This is a genomic window from Gardnerella sialicivorans subsp. sialicivorans (assembly GCF_056746795.1).
In genome coordinates, this window is sequence record NZ_JBWPXA010000002.1 from 156,523 (window position 1) to 182,806 (window position 26,284).

A 26,284-nucleotide genomic window follows, 5' to 3' on the forward strand; every position below is an offset into this window, starting at 1 on the left:
TTAGTGAATTTGAGTGAGGTGTGTTATGCCCAACGGGCGTGTTCGTTGGTATGATTCCCAAAAGGGATATGGCTTTATAGTAGATGAAGATGGCAAGGATGTATTTTTGCCTTCTTCTGCATTGCCATCGTCAATAAAGGAATTGCGTAAAGGTACGCGTGTGGAATTTTCTGTTGTAGAAGGGCGTAAAGGCCCGCAAGCAATGGGACTTACACTCGTAGCTTCTGCTCCTTCGCTTGTAAAAGCTACAAGGCCAAAAGCAGAAGATATGGCTGCAATCGTAGAAGACCTTATTAAGCTTTTGGACTCTGCTGGCAACGGCTTGCGCAGACGCCATTATCCATCTAGTGCAGAATCTAAAAAGCTTGCGCATTTATTGCGTGCTGTAGCAGATAATTTTGACGTACAAGATTAATAGTTAACAGGATTTTTTATGGAAGATGAAGTAATAAATCCGCAGGAGCTTGCTTATGAAGTTGCTGTGGAAACTTCGGAGCGCAAAAACGCTGTAGGCGATTTTGTAGGCAAAACGGATCTTGGTAGTAATGTTACTGATTTCCGTTTTGCTTGCACTATGCTTGGCTATGAAGGCTGGCAATGGTCGGTAACGCTGTATCATGATGAAGATGCTGGTCGTTGGACTGTTAACGAGTCTAGTCTTGCTCCAACTGAAGATTCGTTACTTCCTCCTCCTTGGGTTCCTTGGAAAGATAGACTTAGGCCTACGGATCTTTCTGTTATGGATTCAATCGGCACTGCAGAAGATGACTCCAGGCTTGAAGATGGCGTTAAGCTTGAGGGTGCTCAAGAAAATAATGCATCCGAAGATGGTTCGCAATGTGCTAAAGATAGTGAAAACAGTAATAACAGCAATAATGGCGAAAACAGCGAAAACAGCGTTGATGGCGAAAACAGCTCAGATAGCAAAAGCGCATATAATGCAGATAACGCAAGTGCAGAAGATGATGAAAATCTTGAAAATGGGGAGTCAAAAGAAGATTTTGAAGATGCTGTTGAAACTTTCCGCTTAACTCGAAAAAGAGTTATGACTGCTCAAGCTATAGCTCAAACTGCAAAAAGATGGTATGCGGGTCAACATGGACCAAAGTCGCTTTCTACTAAGATTGCGGATGGAAAAGCTTGTTCGTCATGTGGATTTATGATTCCTCTTGCGGGAAGTCTTGGAAACATGTTTGGAGTTTGCGCAAATATGTGGAGCCCAGACGATGGGCGAGTGGTTGCGCTTGATCATGGATGCGGAGAACATTCCGAAATAGCGCCTCCTGAGCCATCGCAGCTTTGGGTTCAATCAGAGCCTGCTTACGACGACTATCACATTGAGATTGTTCCTCAAACACCTAGAGAAGAACGTGCAGATGTTGAGCTTATAGAAGAAGCGATTGAAGATAGTAAAGAAAATCGCAAGACAAGGCGTAAGCGCGTTTTAGTTGAGAATAATCAAGATAGCGAAGAGCTCAATGGCGATAGTCGCAATGAAGATGGTTTGCACAATGAAGATATTGCAAAAAATGAAGATATTGCAGAATCCAAAAGCAGTGCACAAATCGTAGATAGTGCAGAATCTGAAGATAATTTTGACTCAAATAATAATCCGCAACCAAACGATTAGTCCCACGGATTCTATAGAGAGCATTGCTCTAGAGTCATGGCAACTCGTTACCATGGAACAAGGATAAAAACGGAAGGCAATTATGTTTGAACGGTTCACTGACCGCGCTCGGCGTGTTATTGTGCTAGCGCAAGAAGAAGCGCGCGCTCTTCAGCATAACTACATTGGTACGGAGCATATTCTTTTAGGCCTTATTAGAGAAGGCGAAGGAATAGCAGCAAAAGCTTTGAGCGCAAAAGGCGTAGATTTAGACGGTACTCGCAAACAAGTAAAAGAGATGATTGGCACGGGCACTGTTTCGCCTAATGGCCACATACCTTTTACTCCGCATGCTAAGCAAGTTCTTGAGCTTAGTTTGCGTGAAGCTTTGCAACTTGGTCATAGTTACATTGGTACGGAGCATATTCTTCTAGGCCTTATTAGAGAAGGCGAAGGCGTTGGAACGCAAGTGCTTATTAAAATGGAGGTTGATTTAGGAGATCTTCGTAGCACGGCAATGGATTTGATTCGTGGCAATTCTGGCATTCCAGCAGACGGTCAAGGTGCTGATCTTGCAAATGCTGGTGGAGTTCAAGATAAACGCAATCAGTCTGGTTCTGCTCTTTTAGATCAGTTTGGAAGAAATCTTACTAACGAAGCTCAACAAGGCAAGCTTGACCCTGTTATTGGACGCTCTAAAGAAATTGAGCGTGTTATGGTTGTGCTTTCTCGTAGAACAAAGAATAATCCTGTTCTTATTGGCGAGCCAGGAGTTGGTAAAACAGCTGTTGTAGAAGGTCTTTCACAAAAGATTGTTGCTGGAGATGTTCCAGAAACCTTAAAGGGTAAGCAGGTTTATTCTCTTGATCTTGGCTCAATGGTTGCAGGGTCTCGTTACCGTGGTGATTTTGAAGAGCGCTTAAAGAAGGTGCTTAAAGAGATTAAGACTCGCGGAGATATTGTTCTATTTATTGACGAGATTCACACTATTGTTGGCGCGGGTGCTGCTGATGGCGCTTTGGGCGCTTCCGATATGCTTAAGCCTATGCTTGCGCGCGGCGAGATGCAAACGATTGGCGCTACAACTACAGATGAATATAGAAAGTATATTGAAAAGGATGCGGCTTTGGAACGCAGATTCCAGCCAATTCAGGTTCAAGAGCCTTCTATTGCAGAGACAATCGAAATTCTAAAGGGCTTGCGCGCGCGTTACGAGAATCATCATCATGTAACTATTACGGATGGTGCTTTGCAAGCTGCAGCCGAAATGTCTGCTCGATACATTCAAGATCGAAATTTGCCAGATAAGGCGATTGACTTGATTGACGAAGCTGGTGCTCGATTGCGAATTAAGCGCTTAACAGAGCCTCCAGAGCTTAAAGAACTTGATTCTAAGATTTCTAAGCTTTCCGATAAAAAAGACGAAGCTATTAAGAATCAAGATTTTGAAAAAGCTGCCGACTTGCGAGATGAGCAAGAGAAGCTTGAAGAAGATCGCAAGACTAAAGAGCAAGCTTGGCGCGAAGGCGAATCCAATGTGAATATGGTTGTAGACGAAGATGTGATTGCATCTGTTGTTTCTAGTACAACTGGTATTCCTGTTGTTAAGCTTACGCAAGCAGAGTCTAAAAAGCTTCTTGGCATGGAAGCGGAACTTCATAAGCGCATTATTGGTCAAGATGAGGCTGTTTGTGCGCTTTCTCGCTCGATTCGTCGTGCTCGAGTGGGTTTGAAGGATCCAAAACGTCCTGCTGGCTCGTTTATTTTTGCTGGCCCTACTGGTGTTGGTAAAACGGAGCTTGCTAAGACTTTGGCTCAGTTCTTGTTTGACGACGACGATGCGCTTATTCGCGTAGATATGTCGGAGTTTGCAGAAAAGTATGCAGCTTCGCGTCTTTTTGGCGCTCCTCCAGGATATGTTGGCTACGAGGAAGGTGGCGAGCTTACGGAGAAGGTTCGCAGAAAGCCGTTCTCTGTGGTTTTGTTCGACGAGATTGAGAAGGCACATCCAGATATTTTCAACACATTGTTGCAAGTTTTGGATGATGGACACTTAACAGATGGTCAAGGGCGAAAAGTCGATTTTAAGAACACGATTATTATCTTGACTACGAATCTTGGTACTAGAGATATTGCTAAGGCAGCAAACACAGGATTTAGCCTTGGTAATAACGTGGATGCGTCTTATCAGCGTATGAAGGATCAAGTTAATTCCGAGCTTAAGCGTCAATTCCGCCCAGAGTTCCTTAATCGCTTAGACGATACTATTGTGTTCCGTCAGCTTACTGAGCCAGAGGTTCGTCAAATTGTTGACTTAGATGTTAAGCGTTTGAACGACCGCTTGTTTGAGCGTCATATGGCTTTGGAGCTTACAGATGAAGCTAAGAATCTTCTTGCGCAAAAGGGCTTTGACCCACTTCTTGGAGCAAGGCCATTGCGCAGAGTTATTCAGCGAGACATCGAGGATGCTATTAGCGAGAAGATTCTGCTTGGCGATTTAACAGACGGCGAGTGTGTTGAGGTTGATGCCGAAGGCGAAGGATTGCTTGGAGAATTTATTTTCCGCGGTAAGAAGTTTGATTCCGCATATAGCAGCCCTAAGTCGATAGAATCCGCTGATTCCAGCGATTCTTCTGAATCAACTGAATCAAGCGAATCTGGTTCCGCTTCTAAAGTCGAATCTGAGTCTTAGTTGTACAATTAAGATTTCTATTAAGATTTCTTAAGGAATTTAATCTCCGTTAACATGCAAGCTATAATGCGTGCAAGTTAACGGAGATTTTTTTGATTTGCGTCTTTTTTAAGTGTTTTTAGCATTTCTAAAATTTGCTTAGGATTTGTTTCTGGCAAATATGAACTTGTAACAGCTAGCGATATTTGCGCAAGCTTTGCGGAATCCAAATAGCATATGTACACAGGACTATTAGTTGGTTGGAACTTTTTCTTAAAGAAGTACAACGACTTAAAGCCGTATGCTGGTTCCAAAATGTCGGACATCATCTCTAGTGCATGAACGATAATCTCGTTGGACTCGTGGTGATTTACGCTATTTTGCGTATGTTCTACGCCTTCATTAGAATTATTGCGTATATCGTCCTTGCTGTTAATGCTGTTCGCTTCACTTTGCAAAGAAGTTGAGGTACTAGAATCGTTTGAGTCACAAATATCTGTTATTCCAGCAAGAGGAGCAGCAGAAAGACTCATAAATTCCACAGCAGATTCTGGATTCTCAAGTCCTTCGTCTCTTAAGCGTTCCGCCATTCTTGCAATAAGAAGCTCCATAATTCCATTAGGACTATCCGTACGGTGCCTCATAAAATCAAGAGTCCACCCAATTACGCGGTTGTTGCTATAAGTAGGCATCCAGCTCGTAACGCCAAGAACCTTGCCATTATCGTTAATTGCGTACAAAATCTTTACTCTAGGATCGTGCAATTCTTCTAATCCACCAAGAGTGAACTTCATCTCTGGAAGAGATTTAAGCTCTGCCCACTCTTCCGAAATCTCAATAATCTGTTGTTGAACTTCCCACGGAGCATCGTTGTATGTGCTAAGAACGTCTGTTATTCCATCGCGTTTTGCTTTGTTTATAGCGGTACGAATATCTTGCCACTTTTTACCACGAGTTTGCCATTCTTTAGGGTAAACAAGCATATCGCTTCCAACTTTAATAGACATAAAACCAAGAGATTCTAGGTTTTTGCGATCTTCGTCATGCACAGCGTAGAAAGCTGGAGACCAAGAGTTTTGCTCGCAAAGTTGAATAAACGCTTTCAAATCATTCTTATATTCTGTTTTATCTCCAAAAGGTCCTGTTAGTGTTAAAGCAATTCCGTACTTAAGCCTATATGCTATTGCGGAGCGTTCTGTGTTAGAGAACCAATAGTGATTGTCTGGCCAAGTAGTCATAAAGCTCATTGTGTCTCCGCCAAAATGAACTAATTGACTTGCTTTTTTTCGGTCTTCTTCGTTAATAGTAACTTTGTTCTTAAACCACATAAGGCAAACAACAAAAAGAACAATCCAAAGAAGAACGCCAACGCATTGAGCAATAGCAGAAGCAAGTGGAGTTAAAGGCATAAGCATTGCGTTAGATCTTGTTCCAAATCCCATAGGCATCCAACGTCCTGGAAGGTCACGGAGTAAATGATGCAAGTCTGCTGCAGGCTTAAACTCATTTGGCGCAATTAATCCAAAGCAAACATATCCTACTCCAGTGGAAAATAGTGCAAAAACAATTGCAACTAAGCCAATTCTGCGCTCAAACTTATCACTATGATTTGGAAAATGCTTTATGTTTATAAACAATAGTATTGCGATTAATAGTGGAGGCAAAGCTGTAAGCATAAACGCTATAGAAGTTGCATTATTCTTGTGGAAAAGCATAGTTTGCTTGGCTGCGATTAATGGCAAAATTGCAAAATACATAGTTGCATACACTGCAGTAAGTCCATTAATTGTTATAGCGGCATATGCTGCAAGTCTTCTTCCGCGTAAAAGTCCCCAAGCTATAATCATTAGTGTTACAATCGGCAAAAGAATGCGAATCCAAAGACCGCCAATTGTTGCGTGTTGCAATCCAGAATGAAGTAAACAGCTGCTAGAACTATAATTCGATATGCATCTTGCAAGCCAAGGTTTTGTGCCCATTTGTGGAGACATAAACAAGCCAAGAGTTGTTAGTATTCCAGCATGTGATTTTGAAGATAAAGCAAGAACAGGGCCAAGCGCCATAACAAGTTGAGTTATGGCAAATAGACGTCTAATCTCGTAGTCTGTTCCTTGCCACCAGCTTGCGCTTTTAACATTATTTTTTGACTTATTCATTAAATTGCCAATAATATGGCCGCAAATTGCTGCAAAAATTGTACAATAATCGCCAGGATTTCCACTATAAAGTAGCATTGCGCACGTGATTGCGTAGCCTAAAACAAGCATTCGTCTACGCCACAATATTGTTTCATATGTTGCAGAGGCCATGAATGCGCCAACAAAAAGTGTAAATGGAGAAAGTCGAATCGGTATTTTTGTAATCCAATGCATATTGCGAATAATCGCAGAAAGATTACCGATTAAAGTAAGACCAAGTACTATTCCAATAAGAGTGCTAAATATTGATACAAAGGGCAAGCGTATTTTTCCAATTTTTGTTTCTGCCATTCCAACCAAAATAATCAACAGAATCGCATTAACAATTAAAGATGAAAAACTATTTACAAAGAAAAGCGAGTGGAATAGTTTAATCAAAAGTTGTGGAATATTCTTATGACCAAAAAGGAATGGGGAGCCAATTTTTGGCTTATGGTACGAGAAGAACTGTGCAAGAGTAGCGTTTGTGCCGTAAGTGTAAATGTGCATTACGGTACGGGAAATCCAATGTACAAGGTTTATAAGCAAAAATACAAGAGTGATTTTTACTGCAAGAACTCGCTGAGACAGCCAGATTCTAACATCATTACTTAGTATAGATAAATGATGTTTTGCTGTTGACTTGTGATTTTTTGATAAAAAGTTTGGCATGTTTACCGCCTCACCTTCTGATTAATAACCACTTGAATATTGCTATAAGAGCTTAAATCCGGATCATGTTTTGCTATTCCAGCGTCTTTACAAAGATGATCAATAGCAACCTTTAATCCGCTTTGAACAGTATGCCAATCGTGGCCTGAGCCTTTAGAAATCATTGTTATAACGCTTATTCCAGCTTTGTGTGCTGCTATAGCAATAGTGGATTGGTTTATTTGTGATTTTGGATCCCATGCTCCTGCTATTGAATAATAATTTTGATTTAATGGAGCGTTTTTTCTCATTATGTTTGCTGGAATATGTTTTTCGTATTCCTTGCGATTCCCGCTAAAATAGCGGTTTATTGTTTCGTTTTTATTCTTGTAAGTTGGCTCTAATTCTCCGCCAGCAGAATACATGTTTCCAAATAACTTTGGATATGCTGGAACTATTTGAGTTGCACAAGTTCCACCTTGAGAAAATCCTCCCATAAGCCAAAGTGCTGGATTTGTGCTTGCAGGAAGATTTTTGCGAATCCAGCTAACAACATCTTTAGTTAGGTACGTTTGAGCATTCCCATAAACCTTTGTGTTTGCACAAAGTGAATTGTGCGTTGAAGTGCCATTTTGGTCTGGGGAAACAACAATCGGAGCTAAACCATTGTGTTTTTTAGCGTAAGCATCTAAAGTGTTCACTATTTCGCTTGCAGCAAATAGTCTATTAGGGCTTCCTGGCTGTCCAGAAAGAAGAACCATTACAGGAAGTTTTGGAGCAAATTTTGTTAGCGCAGCTGGAGGAAGATACACGTTTGCGATTCTAGCTCGGAAGTTTGATTGCGTCGCAGGAATTCTAACAGAGCGGCTAATGCCTTTGGATGGCATTTTAGGCAGTTTTTTCTGATCTGCTAGTAAGTTCCAATCTTTAATCTCCATAATGGCATTGTGTTTATTATGCTCTTCTAGCTTTGGGTAATTTCCTAATCCAAAAACAGATCCAATAGTCGTGTATTCTCCGTAAATCATATTTACGCGAATCATTGTTGCTAAAACAAATAAGATAATCGAAAAAATAGCGAAAGCTCTTCTGCATCCTTTAGAAATTATTGCAGCACTTAGAGCAAAGCCTACGGCAGCAAATCCTCCTGCAATCGAAAAAATCACAAGCCATCCAAGACTTACGCCAAACACAAGAAAAACGTCGGATATTAGCCAAGTTATGAATCCAAAAATAATGGCAAATAAAAATGCTGAGCCTAATTGAGTTAAGAGTTTTGAAAAATACTTAGACTTTTTAGGTTTTGTAATTAAAAGAACAGCTAAGCATAATCCAGATATTACGAATATGCTTATAGGTAGAATGCCGTGCATTAAGTTAATTGTGGCAATAAATTGCTTCATTCTTACTGTTCCTTAAAACCTCGCTAGATTGAAGATAACAAACACAACCATTGCAAATATAGTATATAATCCTTAAAATTTTCTATATTTTGTCATCTATTATAATGATAAATGCTATAGAACATCTTACAATACATCAAAAGTATGAATATGCATAGTTTTATACGATTTTTGTATGACGATAGCGATACTTAAGATGTATATGTAACACATGCATGCGTTAAGAACGTAATAAACGTAATATGCATTAAACATTAGGCGTAAATCAGAAGGGTGCAAAATTGCCATTAAGCAATTCTCTTACAATTTTTAAGCAATTTGAGCGTTTTAAGATTAGGTTTGCTCGTTGGACGTACTCCGTTATGTTTGTTGCTTTTTGCGCAATAATGGTTATGATTGTGCAGCTTTCTGTACAGCGTTCTGGTCGAGTAGAAATGACTTCATCACTTTCGGCAAGCGCTTGGAACATAATCTCAAAAATGTGGCTTAAGCTTAATTTTGTTTTTGTGCTTAATCTTCTTATTCTTGCGTTGATTTATGGTATTTTGCTAATAATCATAAATCGTTTTTGGATTACTTCTGCTATTTTGATTAGCGCATCTATAATTGTTTCTGTTATTGAATATATGAAAGTGAATGTTCGATACGAAACGATTCTTCCAGCTGACTTAAACTTTTTAAGAAGTAATACTGGAAACATTGCATCTTTTCTTCCAGACAATGCAAATGCCGTTATTTTTAGCTCTATTGTTGCTGTTCTAATAACTTGGGTTATTGCGCTTTTATTGCATGTTTTAGATGTTAATCATGGAAAAATCGTTATTATTGCAAATTTAAGAACTTCGCTTTTGGTTCGTGTTGTAACTTTAATCGCATTATTAGCGACTTTTGGATGGTATATTTGCACGGTTGGAACTGTTGATTCTAGCGCAAACAATTTTGCTAAGTTTATGGGAGATACGCCATCAATGTGGGACTCCGTTTACGACGCTCAAAGAAACGGCACATTAGTGGCATTTTTGAGGCAAGTTAACCCAAAGGTTATGGATAAGCCTGCGGATTACAGTGAGCGAACTATGAGCGCTTTGCTAGAAAAATACAATAAAGAAGCAAAGAAAATAAACGCTTCTAGAAAGTCAAAAATCTCCGATAATACTGTTGTTTATGTGCTTTCGGAATCATTCTCTAATCCAATAAGAGTTCCTGGATTGCAACTAAATAAGAATCCAATGCCGTTTATAAGCTCTTTGAAAGAGAAAACAGATAGCGGTTTAATGCTTTCTTCTGGTTACGGCGGAGGAACTGCAAACCTTGAATACATGTCGCTTACGGGATTGAGCATGGTGAACTTTAACTCATCTCTTACAAGCCCGTATCAGCAACTTGTTCCAAATTCTTCTTGGACTCCTACGATTAACAGGTATTGGGGGAGTGAAGCCAATTCCATAGCATTCCATCCGTATGAGCCGAGTATGTACTTGCGCTCAACAAACTATAAAAAGTTTGGTTTTAGTAAGTTCTACTCGCTTGAAGCTCCTAATGTTATTGCGCACAAAAATATGATTGATAAATCGCCTTATGTTTGCGACGAGTCTGCGTATAAAAGCGCGTTTGAAAAAATCGCCTCTAGCAAAAAGAGTCAATTTGTGCAAATAGTCACAATGCAAAATCATATGCCGTTTAGGAATTGGTATAAGAATAATGATTTTGTTGCAAAAGCAAAAGATGGTTCACCTAATTTGGGTCAATCAGAAACATCTTCAATTGAAACATACGCTAAGGGAGTGAGTTACACAGATAAAGCAACTCAATCATTCTTAAATGACTTAGATTCTATTAATAAGCCAGTAACTGTTGTGTTTTATGGCGATCATCTTCCTGGAATATATAGCACATCTAGCAGTGATGATAATAATTCTCTCGATTTGCATTTAACGGATTATTTTATTTGGTCGAATAAAAAAGCTAGAGAAAATAAGCAAAAAGAAAACAAGACTAGTGAAAGTAGTGTGAAGAAGAGCAAAATTAAAGATTCTTATTCTTCGCCGAACTTCTTTATATCTCAAGTGGCATCTCACACAAATTCTAAAGTTTCGCCATATATTGCATTCCTTACAAGATTGCACGAAAAAATTAGTGCAATGGAGCCTCCTGTGGTTAATAAGATTCAAGGTTGGGATAGGATTCCAGAAGGACAATCTATTTATTTAGATAATCACGGTAAGCCAATGATTGCTAAAAATATGAGCAAAGAGACTAAGCAGTTATTACATGACTATCGTTTGATTCAATACGATATTACAGCTGGAAAGCATTATCTTAAAAACACAAACTTTCTTGGATTTTAAGATAATCAATTAATATCAATTAGTTGAGTATTAATACGCCTAGCTCTTTGCTAGTTGTGTCTTTGCTAAGTAGTTTTGCTTTTTTGGATTAGGCTTTGCTAGTTTAGCGCTTTAGATGCAATGTCGTGCCTATAAAACATGTTAGAAAGATTAAGATTATCTAATATGCTATATGCTTTTGCTTGTGCGTCTTTAACATCTTTGCCATTTACTTGCAAAAGTGCAACCCTTCCAGAAGACGTTACAAGATTATTGTTTTCGTCTAATTTAACTCCAGAATAGTAAATATGCTGATCTATGCTATTAAGGTTAATCTGGGGCAGAGGCGTGCCTGTAATAAGCTTTCCAGGGTATCCTTTGCTAGCTAATACAACGCCAAGAGTTACACCATTTTTAGCCCAAGTGAATGTTGGTTCTTTGCCATGCAAAATGTTAAAAATAGCTTCGCCAAAGTCGCTAGTAAGGCGAGGAAGCACAACTTCGGTTTCTGGGTCTCCAAAGCGAGCGTTAAATTCTATGACTTTTGCACCTTGCTTTGTGTTAATCAATCCAGCGTATAAAATTCCAGTAAAAGGCGTACCTTCGTTTGCAAGAGCTTGCAAAGTTGGGCGCACAATTTTATCAATCGCTTGTTTTACAACGTCATCGCTAATTTGTGGAACAGGGCTGTATGCTCCCATTCCGCCTGTGTTTGGGCCAGTATCGCCGTCGTGAGCGCGCTTGTGGTCTTGAGAAATTGGCATAACCCAAAAATCTGTTCCGTTAGCAAAACTCATTAATGAGAATTCTTCGCCTTCTAGAAACTCTTCAATAACAACTTTTGCTCCAGCTTTGCCAAAACGGTGGTCTACAAAAATATCTTCTAAAGCTGCGAGCGCCTCATCAACGCTTGTTGCTACTGTTACGCCTTTTCCAGCAGCCAAACCGTCTGCTTTAATAACAATTGGAGCGCCTTGCTTTTTAACGTACTCAATCGCTGGTTCTAGCTCGCTAAATGTTTTGTAGGCAGCTGTTGGAATATTGTGCCTTTGCATAAGTTGCTTTGCAAAATCCTTAGAGCCTTCAATCTGAGCAGCCGCTTTGTTTGGGCCAAATGCTGGTATTCCGTTAGCTTCAAAATCGTCAACAATGCCATTCATAAGTGGTACTTCAGGGCCAATGAACGCAAAGTCGTAGTTGTTATTTTTAACAAATTGGATTAAAGCATTGTGATCTGTTTCATTAATTTTTGCGATTTTAATTCCATCTTTTGCTATTCCAGCATTTCCAGGAGCAACCGTTACTTCGCTAACGCTTTCGCTTTTTAAAAGAGTATATGCGATTGCGTGTTCGCGAGCGCCTGAGCCTACAACTAAAACTTTCATCTTTAATCCTTTATTGCTTTAAGATTTTGGAATTATAACAACTCAACTGCAACGTTTTCGCGCTCAGTCATTTTGCCAATAACATACGCTTGTTCGTTATTGTTTTTAAGAATTTGCATAGCTTCATCGGCTTTATTTGCATCTATTGCAAGCACCATTCCGATTCCCATATTAAAAACATTGAACATTTCTGCGTGAGGAACTTTTCCAGCTTTTTCAATAACGTTGAAAATAGGTGGAACGCTCCAGCTTGACGTGTCAATTTTTGCAGCCAAATCGTCAGCGTACATGCGCGGAACATTTTCAATAAAACCGCCGCCTGTAATATGAGCCACGCCTTTAATAAGATGATTCGCAAATAGTGGTTTTAGTGCTTTAACGTAGATTTTTGTAGGCTCTAAAAGAACTTCGCCAATCGTTTTTCCATCAAGCTCATCTAATTTTGTATTAACGCTAAATCCTGCTTCTTCAAACAAAGCTTTGCGAACAAGAGAGAATCCGTTTGAGTGCACTCCCGAAGATGCAAGTCCTATAAGAGTGTCTCCAGCTTGTATTTTGCTTCCGTCAACAATGTTTTCTCTTTCTGCAACGCCAACAGCAAATCCTGCAAGATCGTACTCATCTTGATTATACATTCCTGGCATTTCTGCAGTTTCACCGCCAATTAATGCTGCTTCTGATTGCACGCATCCGTCTGCAACGCCTGAAACCACTTGCTCGAGTATTTCTGGATTGTTTTTTCCGCAAGCAATGTAATCAAGGAAGAATAGCGGCTCGGCACCTTGAGCTGCAATGTCGTTTACGCACATTGCCACGCAATCAACGCCAATCGTATTATGCTTTTGCATCATTTGCGCAATCATCAACTTTGTGCCAACTCCGTCTGTTCCAGAAATTAGCACTGGGTCTTTGTATCCAAGGCTTGCCAAGTCAAATAGTCCGCCAAAACCGCCAATTCCACCCATAACGCCTGGTCTTTTTGTGCGATTTACGTGGGATTTTATTCTTCGCACAACCTCGTAGCCTGCTTCTACGCTAACGCCAGCTTCTTCATATGCGTGTGGCATTTAAAAATCCTTTCGTGTTTGTTTTAAGTGTTTTAAGTGTTTAATCGTAGTTTTTAGTCGCAAAAATTGTATTTACTATTCTTTCTAATATTATCTAAAACTTCTTTGTCTTCTTTAGAAAGAGACTCAAAGAACTCGTTTCTATAATCGTCTAAAGAAGTAGGGTAGTCGCCATTAAAGTACGCTACGCATAATCCTCCGTACGGAGCAGGCTTATTTAAGCCAATAGACTCAACAAGACCGTCTAAAGATAAGAATGCTAAGGAGTCAGCGCCAATATATTCGCGAATTTGCTCAACGGAATGTTTAGCTGCAATAAGCTCTTTAGTTGTTTGAATGTCAATTCCGTAGAAGCACGGGTATTTAAGAGGAGGCGAAGAGATTCGCATATGAACCTCTTTAGCGCCCGCTTCTCTAAGAAGACGAACAATCCTTTTAGACGTTGTTCCGCGAACAATTGAATCGTCAATAACAATTACGCGCTTTCCTTTAACAACACCTCGAACAGCCGAAAGCTTCATGCGAACACCCTGCTCTCTAAGTTCTTGCGTTGGTTGAATAAAAGTGCGAGCAACGTATTGATTTTTAATCAAACCCATTTCGTTTGGAATTCCACTTGTTTCGGCGTATCCTGCAGCGGCAGAAAGAGACGAATTAGGCACTCCAATCACCATATCTGCGTCTACAGGAGATTCCTTAGCTAAGCGCGCTCCCATGCGTTTTCGTGCAGAATGAACATTAATGCCGTAAATATTGGAATCTGGGCGAGCAAAATAGATAAACTCCATTGAGCAAACAGCGTGTTGAATATTTTTTGCATAACGCTCAATCTTGTATCCATCGTCATTAATAACGATTATCTCGCCTGGCTCAATATCTCGAATAAATTCAGCGCTAACAATATCTAAAGCGCAAGTTTCCGATGCAAGAACGTAAGCGCCATTACTCATTCTTCCTAGACTAAGTGGCCTAAAGCCATTAGGATCCGTTGCACCAATAAGCGCGTCTTCTGTAAGAAGCAAGTATGCAAAACCGCCATGAACGGTTCGCAAAGCATCTTTAAGCTTATCCATAAACGAAGTTTTGCTCGACCTTCTAATAAGATGCATCAAAACTTCAGTGTCGGAATTAGAGTGGAAAATAGCTCCGCAATCCTCTAGCTTATTTCTAAGAGTTGTGCAATTAGTAAGATTTCCGTTATGGCCTAAAGCAACATCTCCATCGTGGAAGCAAAAAAGAAAAGGCTGAATATTCTCAACGCTTCCAGAGCCAGCAGTCGCGTAGCGCACGTGGCCAATCGCACTATTTCCAGTAAGCTTTTTTATAATATCTTCGTTTGCAAAAACTTGAGTTAAAAGACCTAAGTTTCTGTAACCCTTAAGATGCCCATTATCGTTTGTTACTATTCCAGCGCCTTCTTGACCGCGGTGTTGCAAAGCGTGCAAGCCAAAGTAAGTAAGTCTTGCAGCGTCACAATGACCCCACACTCCAAAAACACCACATTCTTCGTGAACGCCTTCAAGTTCGGCAGACATTCGCACCCCCTATTGTTTTAAAGTTGTAAGTCGTAAGTTGTAAGTCGTAAGTTGTAGATCACAAATCGTAAGTTGTAAATCGTGAATCACAAATCACAAATCACGATGTAAAGTATTCAACTCCAGCACTAAAAATGTTTTGTGTTCTAAAATCTGGAATATTAGCGTACAAGCCGTTACCGCTGCGCTCGCAATGACCCATTTTTCCAAACACTCTTCCATCTGGGCTTGTGATTCCTTCTACAGCCATAAGTGAACCGTTTGGATTCACCTTAAGATTCATGTTTGGAACGCCATTACTATCAACGTATTGCGTTGCGATTTGACCGTTTTGTATAAGCGAATCCATAACTTCTGGCAATGCCACAAATCGACCTTCTCCATGAGATATTGCAACACTATGAACATCGCCAACTTTGCAATTTGAAAGCCATGGAGAAAGATTAGAAGCAACACGAGTTCTAACAATCTTGCTTTGATGCCTTCCAATCGTGTTAAAAGTTAAAGTTGGGCATTTTGCATCCATTGGAACAATATCTCCAAATGGAACAAGACCAAGTTTAATAAGAGCTTGGAAGCCGTTGCAAATACCAAGCATTAAGCCATCGCGATTGTTTAGCAAATCGCGAACAGCGTCGCTAACGGCAGGGTTTCTAAAGAAAGCAGCAATAAACTTGGCTGAACCATCTGGCTCGTCGCCTCCAGAGAATCCGCCTGGAATCATAACAATTTGGCTTTTATTAATCTCATTAACAAGATCTTTTGCAGACTGCGCAATATTATCAGCGTTTAAATTGTTTATTATAAGCGTTTTGCATTCTGCTCCAGCTTTTTCAAAAGCAGCTTGAGTGTCGTATTCGCAATTGTTTCCAGGGAAAACAGGAATGATTACTCGAGGATGACTAATCGTAGTTTTTATGCCAGAACGCATATTATTACTAGAAGACTTTAGCTCGCTAGATTTTATAGCAGGAGCATAGTTTATAGCAGGAACTGAATCTCCCTTCGCACGATACGGGAATATGCATTCTAAAGTATTTTCCCAATCTTCTTGCAAATCAGCTAAATTAAGTTTCTCGTTTTCTACACAAAACTCGAACTCATTGCAAGTTTCGCCTACTACGTCTACGCTTACAAGATCTGAATTTGCGTGCGGAATCTCAGAATCATCTTTAAGTTCCACATAGAATGATCCGTATGTTTGCTTAAACAAATCATCTTTGCTAATCGCATTATTAAGCTTTAATCCAATATGATTGCCCAAAGTCATCTTAAATAAGATTTCTGCACTTGCGCCAAATCCTGGAGTGCTAACGGAAAGCGCATGCTTGTTTGAAGTAAGATTTTCAACAATCTTAATCGCTTCTAAGAAGCTTTGAGCGTTAGGTGTGATTCCATCTTCCTTATATTTAGGCAATATTCTTAAGATTCTGCTATTTGCTTTTTTGAATTCTGGAGATACAACATTTCGCGCGTCTCCTGTAGAAACAGCAAAAGAAATAAGAGTTGGTGGAACATCAAGATTTTCAAAGCTTCCGCTCATAGAATCCTTGCCGCCAATAGCGCCAACGCCAAAGTCAATTTGTGCGCTTAAAGCTCCAAGAATAGCAGCCATTGGTTTTCCCCAACGTTCTGGAACATTATGAGGTTTTCCAAAATATTCTTGCAAACTTAAATAAGCGTTTTCTATAGTAAATCCGCTTGCTACGATTTTTGCTAAAGACTCAACAACAGCTAAGTAAGCTCCAGTAAATTGATTCTTTTCCGCAATATATGGGTTAAAGCCCCAAGACATTGCAGAAGCTGTGTTTGTTTCTCCAAAAACTGGCAATTTTGCAACCATTGCTTGAGCTGGAGTAAGCTGACGGCGGCCACCAAAAGGCATAAGAACTGTTGCGGCTCCAATAGTGGAGTCGAACATTTCACTAAGACCCTTGTTTGAGCAAATGTTTATGTTGGAAACAAGATTTTTCATGCTCTCGCCAAAAGTTTTGCTGGAGACTTCACTTTTATCTTGCCACTTTGTAGTGTATTTTTCGCCATTTTCAACGTGAATATCTTGCGATTTTGGAGCGCCATTAGAAGCTAGGAATTCGCGGCTTAGATCCACAATTGTTTTTCCTCGCCAAGTCATTTTCATTCGAGCTTCTTTTGTAACTGTAGCTACAATTTGTGCTTCCAAATTTTCTTCATGCGCGTAGGCCAAAAATTCGTTTGCATCGCTTGCAGCAACATCAACCGCCATTCGCTCTTGAGATTCAGAAATCGCAAGCTCCGTGCCATCAAGACCTTCATACTTTTTAGACACTTTATCTAAATCAATAATTAAGCCATCGGCAATTTCGCCTGTTGCAACGCTTACGCCTCCAGCGCCAAAATCGTTGCATCGCTTAATAAGTCTGCACGCATCTTTGCGACGGAAGAGTCTTTGCAACTTGCGTTCAATAGGAGCATTTCCTTTTTGAACTTCTGCTCCGCATTCTTCAATGCTGTCTGTGTCTTGAGCTTTAGAAGCACCAGTTGCTCCGCCAATTCCGTCTCTTCCGGTTCTGCCGCCTAGAAGAATAATCACATCTCCTGGCTCAGGTGTTTCTCTGCGAACATGGTCTGCTGGGGTAGCGGCTACAACAGCGCCCACTTCCATTCGTTTTGCAACGTATCCTGGGTGGTAAATCTCATGTACTTCGCCCGTTGCAAGTCCAATTTGATTTCCGTAAGAGGAGTAGCCTGCAGCTGCCGACGTTACGATTTTTCGTTGAGATAGTTTTCCTTCTAAAGTTTCGCTAATAGGCGTTCTAGGGTCGGCTGCTCCAGTTACGCGCATTGCTTGATATACGTATGAGCGTCCCGAAAGAGGATCTCGAATGCATCCGCCAATGCATGTTGCCGCGCCGCCAAAAGGTTCGATTTCTGTAGGATGATTATGCGTTTCGTTTTTGAACAAAAACAGCCAGTCTTCATCGTGACCGTTAACGTCAACTTTTACTTTTACTGTGCACGCATTGATTTCTTCGGATTCGTCTAAGTTTTTAAGCTTTCCTGTATGCTTCAAATACTTTGCGCCAATAGTGGCCATGTCCATAAGGCAAATCGGCTTATTTGTGCGGTTAAGCTCTTCTCGTAATTTAAGATAACGATTAAATGCATCTTTTACTTGCTCGTCATCTATTTGCACGTTTTCAAAATGCGTTCCAAAAGTAGTATGGCGGCAATGGTCGGACCAATACGTGTCTATTACTTTTATTTCTGTAATAGTTGGATTGCGATTTTCGCTTCTAAAATAGTCTTGGCAGAATTTAGCATCAGCCAAGTCCATTGCTAGCGCGCGATCTTCAATGAATTTTTGCAAGCCGTTGGAATCTAAATCGTTAAATACGTCTAATACTTCTACGTTTGCTGGAACAATCGCCTCGCTTTTAAGCGTATCAACACTATCTAGCGATGCTTCGCGAGCTTCTACTGGATTAATAACGTAGTGTTTAATTGAGTCAAGTTCTTCTTTAGACAAATTGCCGTTAAAAGCAAGAATTTGAGCAGTTCTAACTTTAGGGCATTCTCCCTGGCTAATCATTTGTACGCATTCGCTTGCGGATTGCGCGCGCTGATCAAACTGGCCAGGAAGGAACTCTATAGCAAAAACATGTTCATTTGTGCTAATAGGCAAGTAGTCGTAAGTGTTGTCTACTGTAGGCTCGCTAAAAACCGTTTTAACAGCAGTGTTAAAAAGATCTTTAGATATTCCTTCTACATCATACCTGTTTATTATGCGCGTTGATTTTAGAGAATCAATACCAAGAATCTCTTTAAGCTCGTGATTAAGATGTTGGGCTTTTATATCGAAACCAGATCGTTTTTCAACATAAACGCGAAATACCACGGTGAACCTGCCTTGCAATTGTAGTTTTGGCTATTGTGTTTGGCTATTTTTTATTTGTTTTATTTGTTTTATTTTATTTGTTTAAGAACGCGCGTGGCTCGCACCTAAAAGATGCGAGCCACATTAAAATCATTGTTCAGCACAATCGTTTGGATTAACTTCGTCGAAGTTTACTCCTTCGCTTTGCGCAAGAGATTTAAGCCTCGAGAATATTTCTTCGTAGGCTGGAATTATGTCTCCTAAATCGCGTCTGAACAAGTCTTTATCTAAATGACTTACTTCGGAGCTTGTATTGCGCTTATCCCAAAGTCGGCACGTATCTGGCGTTATCTCGTCTGCAAGAAGAATATTTCCTTGCGCATCAACGCCTTCTTCAATCTTAAAGTCAACGAGTTGAACGTCGATTTTGTTGAAAATATCCAAAAGTGCATTGTTTACAGCGTGAGCTTGCTTTGTAATTTCTGCCATTTCGCTTTCACTAGCAAGACCCAAAGCCACAACGCCTTCTGGGTTAATAAAAGGATCACCAAGATCGTCTGACTTTACGCAAAACTCCAAAAGAGGCTTTTTTAGAGCAGTTCCTTCTTTAACGGCATATCGTTTTGCAAAAGAACCAGCAGCCATGTTTCGCATTATTATTTCTAGAGGAAACATCTGCATGCGCTTTACAAGTTGCTCGGTATTCGAGATTCTGCCAAGAAAATGGCTTTTAACTCCACGAGCTTTAAGAAGATTAAACAGTAGAGAAGTGATTTGATTATTTAAGCTGCCTTTTCCAGCAATTTGAGCCTTTTTAAGACCATTGCCAGCCGTAGCTTGATTCATGTATTGAACCCACAGAACATTATCGTTACTTGTGGCATACAATTTCTTTGCTTTGCCTTCATACAACTTGTCAAGTTTTTCCATTGACGTGCCTCTCTCGTTGTATCCATGGCTGAATGTTGCAAACCATCATTATTTGAAGGTTTATTCAACCGCCAGCAAGATTAGACTAACAATTGTTACCTACATTTTGTTTGGATTATTTTTTGATTTTTTGTTTAATAAAAGTAGTAAAAATCTTGACTTTTCAACGTTTTACGACGGCAGTTCTATTGTGCGTATTTTGCTTGCAATGCGTGTCGCACAAGATTTTGCATCATTTATTCTGTTCGATACTGTCAAAATAACACCCATGCGTCTTGATCCGTGAACTTCTGGTTTTCCAAAAATTCGTATATCGCATCTTGTGCAATCTTCTTCGTCTAATGCTTGCGCAAGATTTGTAAATCCTACAGCACCGTTTCCTTGCACAACAAGTGCGTGACTTAATGCGACTTCGTTATCTTTTAAGCAAAGAGAAGTGTGCTTTTGTGTGATTGGAACACCTAATATTGCTAAAACATGCAAAGCAAACTCGCTGTAGTATTGCGAAATCATTGTTACCATGCCAGTGTCGTGCGGTCTAGGAGATAACTCGTTAAAAAGTAAATCTCCATTCTTAAGAACAAAAAGTTCTACGCCGTAAATGCCCCAGCCTGTTTCGCCGTTTTCTTTTGCTATTTTGCTTAAACCTTCTACGGCTTGTTTTGCAATATTTTGAGCTGATTTTCTAACGTTTTCTGGTATGTTTGCTGGTTGCCATGATTGCCTGTAGTCGCCGTTTTCTTGGCATTGTGCAATAGGCTCGCATGTTATTATTCCAGCGCTTGAGCACACTGTTAAAACCGTTAATTCGTAGTCTAAAGGCGCTAACGCTTCCACTATTATGCGAGATATATCTTCACTATTTTCACTATCTTCACTTTGCAAGTTTTGTGTTTTATGCTTAGATCTTCTTCCATTTTGAGCTTTAAACCAAGCATCTTCAAGATTTTTAGGATCTTTTACAATAGATTGACCGTGACCAGAAGAGCTCATAACTGGTTTTACTACGCATGGATACCCTACGATTTTTGCTCCCTCTTCTAATTCTTCGTAGCTTGAAGCAAAACAGTATGGTGTAGTAGGAAGTCCAATTTTTTCGTGTGCGATTTTTCGCAAAGCTTCGCGATCCATTGCAATCGAAGTGATACTAGAGCCTGGAACGACTTGAATTTTTTTGTTTTTAACTACGTCTTTTAATACTTCGGTTGATATTGCTTCAACTTCTGGGATTATTATGTTTGGGTTTATGTTGTTTATTAGTTCTTGCAATTTTTTAGAATCGCTCATGTCTAAAACGCGATTTTCTTGCGCAACTTGCATTGCTGGAGCATTCGCATAACTATCTGCAGCAAATACTTTAATACCAAGTCTTATAAGCTCTATAGCGATTTCTTTTCCAAGCTCTCCAGACCCTAGAAGAAGAGCTTTTGTTGTGTATGACGTTGAATTTAGAATGCCAAAAGTGCGATTATTTTCAACGCTTTTCCAATGTTCTGCTTGCTCATTAAGCATGCTAGTTGCATTTGATTTTTGCAAAAAACTCATAGTCTTATTGTGTCATTAAGTAACGTCGTATTTTGTGCGACGCGCCGAAAATCGCCAGAGTAGCGCAAAATCAAAAAATCGTGTATAGTATTCCTCTGTTGTGCGATTCCCGAAGGGTTTCGCGCTGTAATGGTGGCTATAGCTCAGTCGGTAGAGCATCTGATTGTGGTTCAGAAGGTCGCGCGTTCAAGCCGCGTTAGCCACCCCACTTAATCGGCTGTTTTTCAGCCGATTTTTTTTTTCTTTGTTTATGTATGCGTTCTGGCTGCGTTTTAACTGTGTTTGTGTTTTGTTTTATATCTTGTTGCATGCAATGGAGTAGAATAAGTAAGGCTATTAATTAGATAATATTGATTGAATAATTTTAAGTAATTCGGTTGGTGTTTGTACTTAATGTGAATGATTGCTGGCGATTAGCTTGCTAGTTGTTAGCGGTTTTTGTACGCGCATTTTATGGAGGAGCGATTTATATGCCAAACAAGGGTGGTAAGCAGTCTAAAGCGCAGACTAATGAGCCATTTTGGGAGTCTGCTCTGCTTTTTGTTCCGCGTGTTATTGGCAAAGCAGTTCGCTCGCTTTTTGGAGTTGGGCAATATGATGAAGCCTACCGTAGAGACGGATTGTGCTTTGTAATGCTTATTCTTGCTGTTCTTTTTTGCGCATCTGAATGGTTTAGAGTTAGCGGATTCTTAGGCGTTGCTTTGCACTCTTTATCTTCCGCGATTTTTGGCATTATGAGCGTTGTTTTGCCTGTGTGGCTTAGTGCGGTTGCTATTAGGCTTATGCGAAATAGTGGTGCTAAATCTGGCAATCCTCGCGTTATAGGTGGTTTTGTTCTTCTTCTATGGTCAATTTGCTCAATTTTAGACATTTTAATTGCAAGCAAAAATCAAGAATTTAATATAGATGATTTGCAAAAATCTGGCGGATTATTAGGATTTTGCTTAGGTTCTCCTTTAGCTTGGGGATTATCTAGGATTTTTGCTCTAACAATTTTTGTTATTATTGCCATTTTTGCTATTTTAATGATTCTTAAATTGCATGTTGAAGATGTGACTCAATTTGTTTCATCTGTTTTCTCTAAAAAGTCAAAGAATAATCAAGACTTAGAGAATGCAGATGCTGAAAATTCGGGTAATAGTAGCGATAATCTTGAGTTTGCAGAAGGCGTTCCAGCTCACGACTCTTCCGATGACGAAAAGTTGCGTAAAGATTTGCACAATTCAATAATTTCTAAGATTTTTAATTCTTTGTTTGGTTCTAAAAAGAAGAGTAATAATAGCGAACTTTTAGATGCGTATGCTGGAGATGACGCTTTTCTTTGCGCTTCTTCTAAGCAAAGTCAAGATGGCGACTCTATTGAAGACTACGGCTCTAAATTTGGCTCGCAAGAAGATCAGAATCAAAGTAATCAGCATCCGCGTGTTGTTGCTTCTAATGGTGTTTCTAATGGCACTCCTGGTGCTAATTCTTCGCCATCTTCTGGTCAAATGTATATTGACGAATTTCCAAAAGCGCCAATTAGTGGCGAATCGCAATATAGCGGTGACCCATGGAGTAAAATGCCTGGTCAGCAGTTGGATCAATATAGGTCATCGCAAGAAAATGATGAAGATAGTGTGAGCAATGCCAATAATGCGAATGATTCTAGCGATTCTTCAAACAATAATTCCAATGAGTACAATGAAGAGCCGTACAGATTGCCAGATTTGAACATTCTTGTTCACGGAAAACCGCACGCAACTAGAACTCCTGCAAACGATCGCGTAATTCGCGCGCTAACTTCTACGTTTGAACAGTTTGAAGTAGATGCAAAAGTTATTGGCTTTTTGAGGGGTCCTTCTGTTACTCAATACGAAGTTGAGCTGGGGCCTGGAGTAAAAGTTGAAAAAGTCACAAATCTTCAAAAAAATATTGCATACGCTGTAGCAAGCACAGATGTGCGTATTTTGTCTCCAATTCCAGGCAAGTCTGCGATTGGTATAGAGATTCCAAACGTAGATCGAGAGATTGTAAACCTTGGAGATGTTTTAAGGTCAGATAAAGCTCGCCAGGATTCAAATCCTATGCTCACTGGAGTTGGTAAAGACGTTGAGGGTCATTTTGTAACTGCTGCTCTAGATAAAATGCCGCATCTTCTTGTTGCTGGTGCTACTGGCTCTGGAAAGTCAAGCTTTATAAACTCTATGCTAACTTCGATTATTATGCGTTCTACTCCAGAGCAGGTTCGCATGATTTTGGTAGATCCAAAGCGAGTGGAGCTTTCTGCATATGCTGGGATTCCGCATTTGCTAACTCCGATTATTACAGACCCTAAGAAGGCGGCTCAAGCTCTTGAATGGGTTGTTAAAGAGATGGACTCGCGCTATGACGACTTGCAATTCTTTGGTTTCCGTCATGTTAAAGACTTTAACAAGGCAGTGCGCGAAGGCAAGGTTCATGCGCCAAAAGGCTCTGAGCGAAAAGTTGCTCCATACCCGTATTTGCTTGTTGTTGTAGACGAGATGGCTGATTTGATGATGGTTGCAAAAAACGACGTTGAAAGTTCTATTCAGCGCATTACTCAGCTTGCTCGTGCTGCAGGCGTGCATTTGGTTCTTGCAACTCAGCGCCCGTCTGTTGATGTTGTAACTGGCTTAATTAAGGCGAATATTCCATCTCGTTTGGCTTTTGCTACGTCTTCTGCTACGGATTCGCGCGTTATTTTAGACACTGTTGGCGCGGAAACTTTGATTGGTCAAGGAGATGCGTTGTTCCTTCCAATGGGTGCTGCTAAGCCTCAGCGAGTTCAGGGCTCTTGGGTTAGCGAATCGGAAATTCGCAAAGCTGTAGAATATGTTAGAACTCAGCGAAAGCCTAGATATAGGGAAGACATTGAGCAAATGGCTGCAAAAGCAGACGAACAGGCTCAAATTCAAGCTAAAACAACAGATATTGGCGACGATATGGATGAACTTCTTCAAGCTGCCGAGCTTGTTGTTGGTGCGCAATTTGGATCCACGTCTATGCTTCAACGAAAACTTCGTGTTGGATTCTCTAAGGCAGGCAGACTTATGGATTTGCTTGAATCGCGTGGCGTTGTTGGGCCTTCGGAAGGCTCTAAAGCGCGTGAGGTTCTTGTTCAACCGCAAGATTTGCCTAAAGTCTTAGCTTTTATTAAAGGCGAGTCTGATTCTTTGAATTAAGCATAATTAAGCATAATTAAACACTTTGAATTAAGTATTGTTAAAGCATTGCTAAAGGATTGTTGTTAAATTAAGTTTTGCGTTTGCTATACCATATTTGTGTAGCGGTTATGGAGGTATTAACGATGTTGCAAAATGGTAAGTCTAAGTTGCTAGAAGGTTGGAATTGTGCTCCAAACATTGTGACTTACATAAGAATAGCTCTTTCTGTTGTATTCATCGTTTTGTATCTTATTTCTGGGCCTTGGGGCTATGCTTCTACTTCGGTTCGCTGGGCTGCGTTTGCAATGTTTATAATCGCAGCTTCAACAGATAAATTAGACGGTTGGATGGCTAGAAAATATAATCAAGTTACAGAGCTTGGAAAACTCTTAGATCCTATTGCCGATAAGCTTTTAATACTTTCTGCTCTTATTATTGCTTCTGCTTTTGGCGAGCTTTATTGGTGGATTACTCTACTGTTTATTCTTAGAGAAATAGGCATTACTGTTTTGCGTTTTTACGTTATAGATAAAGGCGGAAAAGTTATTGCAGCATCTTGGGCAGGAAAGTATAAGACACTTTCTCAATCTGTTGGAATTTCAATGTTGCTTGCGCCTATTGTTCCAATATTTTGCGCTTACAATGTTTCTGTTTGGGTTGTGTGCTATTACTCGCTTTGCTACGGATTTATAGGCATTGCTCTTGGTTTTGCCCTTTATTCTGGATTCCTTTACGTGCGCGGTGCGTTTAAGCGATAGTAAAATGTGTGACTATTTGGCAAGTGCTTCTACGGATGCTTCTACGGATGCTTTCGCAAGTAAGATTCTCGATTTTTGTGTGAATAATTCTTTGCATATTTCTTGTGCAGAATCTTTAACAGGAGGACTTCTTGCGGATTCGTTTGTAAATATTCCTGGCGCTTCAAAGGTTTTTCTTGGTTCTGCTGTTACTTACGATATTCGCGAAAAATCTAAGATTCTTGGCGTGGATTGCGATTTGCTTAAAACTTGCGGCGCTGTAGAGCCTAGTGTTGCAAAGCAAATGGCGTTTGGTTGCGCAAGATTGTATAGCGGCGCAAAGTGGCAATACGATTGCATGGATTCTAGTAAAGATGTTGATAGCGCAGATTTTCCTGTTATTGGATTGTCTACTACTGGCGTTGCAGGTCCTGGCCCCGATGGCTTAAAGCCACAAGGATTGGCTTACGTTGGAATTTTTATTCCAAATGTTGCTTCAAAGCGCTGTTCTTCGCTCGATTTTGATTTAGTTTCGCTAAAAATTAACAATATTAAAGATCGTGTTTTTGATTGTGAATGTGGCAAAATAAGCAATCTTTCTTTAAGTAGATGTTGTGCTTATTCATCTGACCACGGTTTTACGCTTTGTGCTCAACTAAATATTTCTGGAGATAGAAAAGACGTTCGTATTGGTGTTGTTAGTACGCTAATTAGGATTTTCTATGCTCTTATTTTTGAAGATTGGATTTTTTATGCGCGAGCGTGAATTTTGGGAGCTTCTTGAAGAAGTTTTCGGTAGAGAATTTGGTAGGAGTATTGCTAAAGATCAAGAGTTGCAAAAGCTTGATGGTATGAGCGCGCGCGAGGCGATTGATGCTGGCGTGGAGCCTAGAATTGTTTGGAATATTTTATGTGATCATATGAATATTCCAGATAATAAAAGGTGGGGCAAAGATCATAATGCTCCGCCGCTTCCTGCAAAATAAGGTTATTTTATTTTTTAATTTGATTGCGTGTATGCGTTTTTGTTGGAATTTCAAGCCAACACGCGTATCGAACAAATGTTCGTTTATGGTGTATAATATTTAATTGTTGGTCTTCTTGCAGCGTGTAAGTGCCTATTGGTTATTGGAAAATAGCCTTTAACCACATTGCTCTAAAACGCTTGCACGGGCATCATGTATTGAGTATGGTCATCAATACATCGGCATGCGAAAGGAGTAA

General features: G+C 40.1%; 16 protein-coding genes and 1 tRNA gene. 9 read left to right on the plus strand and 8 right to left on the minus strand.

What is annotated here, in order from left to right; translation table 11 throughout:
• The first annotated feature begins 25 nt into the window (after positions 1-25).
• The 3 genes from AC1EKB_RS01805 to AC1EKB_RS01815 all read left to right on the plus strand — a co-directional run bounded on the left by AC1EKB_RS01805 (position 26) and on the right by AC1EKB_RS01815 (position 4,301).
• Entirely contained in the window at positions 26-415 is a 390-nt protein-coding gene (locus AC1EKB_RS01805; RefSeq protein ID WP_016635790.1) for a cold-shock protein, read from the plus strand.
• 18 nt (positions 416-433) lie between these two features.
• Entirely contained in the window at positions 434-1,630 is a 1,197-nt protein-coding gene (locus AC1EKB_RS01810) for a DUF3027 domain-containing protein (RefSeq protein ID WP_481248678.1), read from the plus strand.
• Between the two features lie 82 nt (positions 1,631-1,712).
• Positions 1,713-4,301, plus strand: a complete 2,589-nt coding sequence (locus AC1EKB_RS01815) for an ATP-dependent Clp protease ATP-binding subunit (RefSeq protein ID WP_481248679.1) — start codon at positions 1,713-1,715, stop codon at positions 4,299-4,301.
• Positions 4,302-4,378: 77 nt separating this feature from the next.
• Here AC1EKB_RS01815 and AC1EKB_RS01820 read toward each other — a convergent pair whose 3' ends face one another.
• Both AC1EKB_RS01820 and AC1EKB_RS01825 read right to left on the minus strand, forming a co-directional pair.
• Entirely contained in the window at positions 4,379-7,129 is a 2,751-nt protein-coding gene (locus AC1EKB_RS01820; RefSeq protein ID WP_481248680.1) for a bifunctional lysylphosphatidylglycerol flippase/synthetase MprF, read from the minus strand.
• A gap of 2 nt (positions 7,130-7,131) precedes the next feature.
• Positions 7,132-8,511: an alpha/beta hydrolase-fold protein gene (locus AC1EKB_RS01825; RefSeq protein WP_481248681.1), complete on the minus strand. Its 1,380-nt coding sequence runs from the start codon at positions 8,509-8,511 to the stop codon at positions 7,132-7,134.
• Positions 8,512-8,792: 281 nt separating this feature from the next.
• On the opposite strand from AC1EKB_RS01825, the gene AC1EKB_RS01830 reads away from it, so the two are divergent.
• A complete protein-coding gene (locus AC1EKB_RS01830) occupies positions 8,793-10,859 on the plus strand; it encodes an LTA synthase family protein (protein ID WP_481248682.1) in 2,067 nt (688 codons plus the stop codon).
• A 98-nt stretch (positions 10,860-10,957) separates the two neighbouring features.
• On the opposite strand, the gene purD is transcribed toward AC1EKB_RS01830, so the two are convergent.
• The 6 genes from purD to purT form a co-directional block, all read right to left on the minus strand.
• Positions 10,958-12,223, minus strand: a complete 1,266-nt coding sequence (gene purD, locus AC1EKB_RS01835; protein WP_481248683.1) for a phosphoribosylamine--glycine ligase — start codon at positions 12,221-12,223, stop codon at positions 10,958-10,960.
• Between the two features lie 32 nt (positions 12,224-12,255).
• Positions 12,256-13,290: a phosphoribosylformylglycinamidine cyclo-ligase gene (purM, locus tag AC1EKB_RS01840; RefSeq protein ID WP_481248684.1), complete on the minus strand. Its 1,035-nt coding sequence runs from the start codon at positions 13,288-13,290 to the stop codon at positions 12,256-12,258.
• A gap of 53 nt (positions 13,291-13,343) precedes the next feature.
• Positions 13,344-14,825, minus strand: a complete 1,482-nt coding sequence (purF, locus tag AC1EKB_RS01845) for an amidophosphoribosyltransferase (RefSeq protein ID WP_481248685.1) — start codon at positions 14,823-14,825, stop codon at positions 13,344-13,346.
• A gap of 100 nt (positions 14,826-14,925) precedes the next feature.
• Positions 14,926-18,702: a phosphoribosylformylglycinamidine synthase gene (locus AC1EKB_RS01850; protein WP_481248686.1), complete on the minus strand. Its 3,777-nt coding sequence runs from the start codon at positions 18,700-18,702 to the stop codon at positions 14,926-14,928.
• Between the two features lie 129 nt (positions 18,703-18,831).
• A complete protein-coding gene (gene purC, locus AC1EKB_RS01855) occupies positions 18,832-19,611 on the minus strand; it encodes a phosphoribosylaminoimidazolesuccinocarboxamide synthase (RefSeq protein ID WP_481248687.1) in 780 nt (259 codons plus the stop codon).
• Between the two features lie 171 nt (positions 19,612-19,782).
• The gene (gene purT / locus AC1EKB_RS01860; RefSeq protein ID WP_481248688.1) at positions 19,783-21,156 is read right to left on the minus strand and encodes a formate-dependent phosphoribosylglycinamide formyltransferase; all 1,374 of its coding nucleotides are present in this window, start codon (positions 21,154-21,156) and stop codon (positions 19,783-19,785) included.
• Between the two features lie 132 nt (positions 21,157-21,288).
• On the opposite strand from purT, the gene AC1EKB_RS01865 reads away from it, so the two are divergent.
• The 5 genes from AC1EKB_RS01865 to AC1EKB_RS01885 all read left to right on the plus strand — a co-directional run bounded on the left by AC1EKB_RS01865 (position 21,289) and on the right by AC1EKB_RS01885 (position 26,046).
• Positions 21,289-21,364, plus strand: a tRNA-His gene (locus tag AC1EKB_RS01865).
• A 262-nt stretch (positions 21,365-21,626) separates the two neighbouring features.
• Positions 21,627-24,341 (plus strand): DNA translocase FtsK, encoded by a 2,715-nt coding sequence (locus AC1EKB_RS01870; protein WP_481248689.1) that lies wholly within the window; start codon positions 21,627-21,629, stop codon positions 24,339-24,341.
• A gap of 125 nt (positions 24,342-24,466) precedes the next feature.
• A complete protein-coding gene (gene pgsA / locus AC1EKB_RS01875; RefSeq protein WP_032815680.1) occupies positions 24,467-25,081 on the plus strand; it encodes a CDP-diacylglycerol--glycerol-3-phosphate 3-phosphatidyltransferase in 615 nt (204 codons plus the stop codon).
• Between the two features lie 4 nt (positions 25,082-25,085).
• Positions 25,086-25,826, plus strand: coding sequence for a CinA family protein (locus AC1EKB_RS01880; protein WP_481248690.1), 741 nt, complete (start codon positions 25,086-25,088; stop codon positions 25,824-25,826).
• Positions 25,813-26,046 (plus strand): DUF3046 domain-containing protein, encoded by a 234-nt coding sequence (locus tag AC1EKB_RS01885; RefSeq protein WP_481248691.1) that lies wholly within the window; start codon positions 25,813-25,815, stop codon positions 26,044-26,046. Before AC1EKB_RS01880 ends, AC1EKB_RS01885 begins: the two co-directional genes overlap by 14 nt.
• Positions 26,047-26,284: the final 238 nt, after the last annotated feature.

Coding starts and splice junctions, on each gene's coding strand:
- purC (WP_481248687.1), bottom strand. CDS start 19,611: ATGGAAAAACTTGACAAGTTGTATGAAGGCAAAGCAAAGAAATTGTAT.
- AC1EKB_RS01820 (WP_481248680.1), bottom strand. CDS start 7,129: ATGCCAAACTTTTTATCAAAAAATCACAAGTCAACAGCAAAACATCAT.
- pgsA (WP_032815680.1), top strand. CDS start 24,467: ATGTTGCAAAATGGTAAGTCTAAGTTGCTAGAAGGTTGGAATTGTGCT.
- AC1EKB_RS01805 (WP_016635790.1), top strand. CDS start 26: ATGCCCAACGGGCGTGTTCGTTGGTATGATTCCCAAAAGGGATATGGC.
- purM (WP_481248684.1), bottom strand. CDS start 13,290: ATGCCACACGCATATGAAGAAGCTGGCGTTAGCGTAGAAGCAGGCTAC.
- AC1EKB_RS01885 (WP_481248691.1), top strand. CDS start 25,813: ATGCGCGAGCGTGAATTTTGGGAGCTTCTTGAAGAAGTTTTCGGTAGA.
- purT (WP_481248688.1), bottom strand. CDS start 21,156: ATGAGTTTTTTGCAAAAATCAAATGCAACTAGCATGCTTAATGAGCAA.
- AC1EKB_RS01825 (WP_481248681.1), bottom strand. CDS start 8,511: ATGAAGCAATTTATTGCCACAATTAACTTAATGCACGGCATTCTACCT.
- purF (WP_481248685.1), bottom strand. CDS start 14,825: ATGTCTGCCGAACTTGAAGGCGTTCACGAAGAATGTGGTGTTTTTGGA.
- AC1EKB_RS01870 (WP_481248689.1), top strand. CDS start 21,627: ATGCCAAACAAGGGTGGTAAGCAGTCTAAAGCGCAGACTAATGAGCCA.
- AC1EKB_RS01815 (WP_481248679.1), top strand. CDS start 1,713: ATGTTTGAACGGTTCACTGACCGCGCTCGGCGTGTTATTGTGCTAGCG.
- AC1EKB_RS01880 (WP_481248690.1), top strand. CDS start 25,086: ATGTGTGACTATTTGGCAAGTGCTTCTACGGATGCTTCTACGGATGCT.
- purD (WP_481248683.1), bottom strand. CDS start 12,223: ATGAAAGTTTTAGTTGTAGGCTCAGGCGCTCGCGAACACGCAATCGCA.
- AC1EKB_RS01810 (WP_481248678.1), top strand. CDS start 434: ATGGAAGATGAAGTAATAAATCCGCAGGAGCTTGCTTATGAAGTTGCT.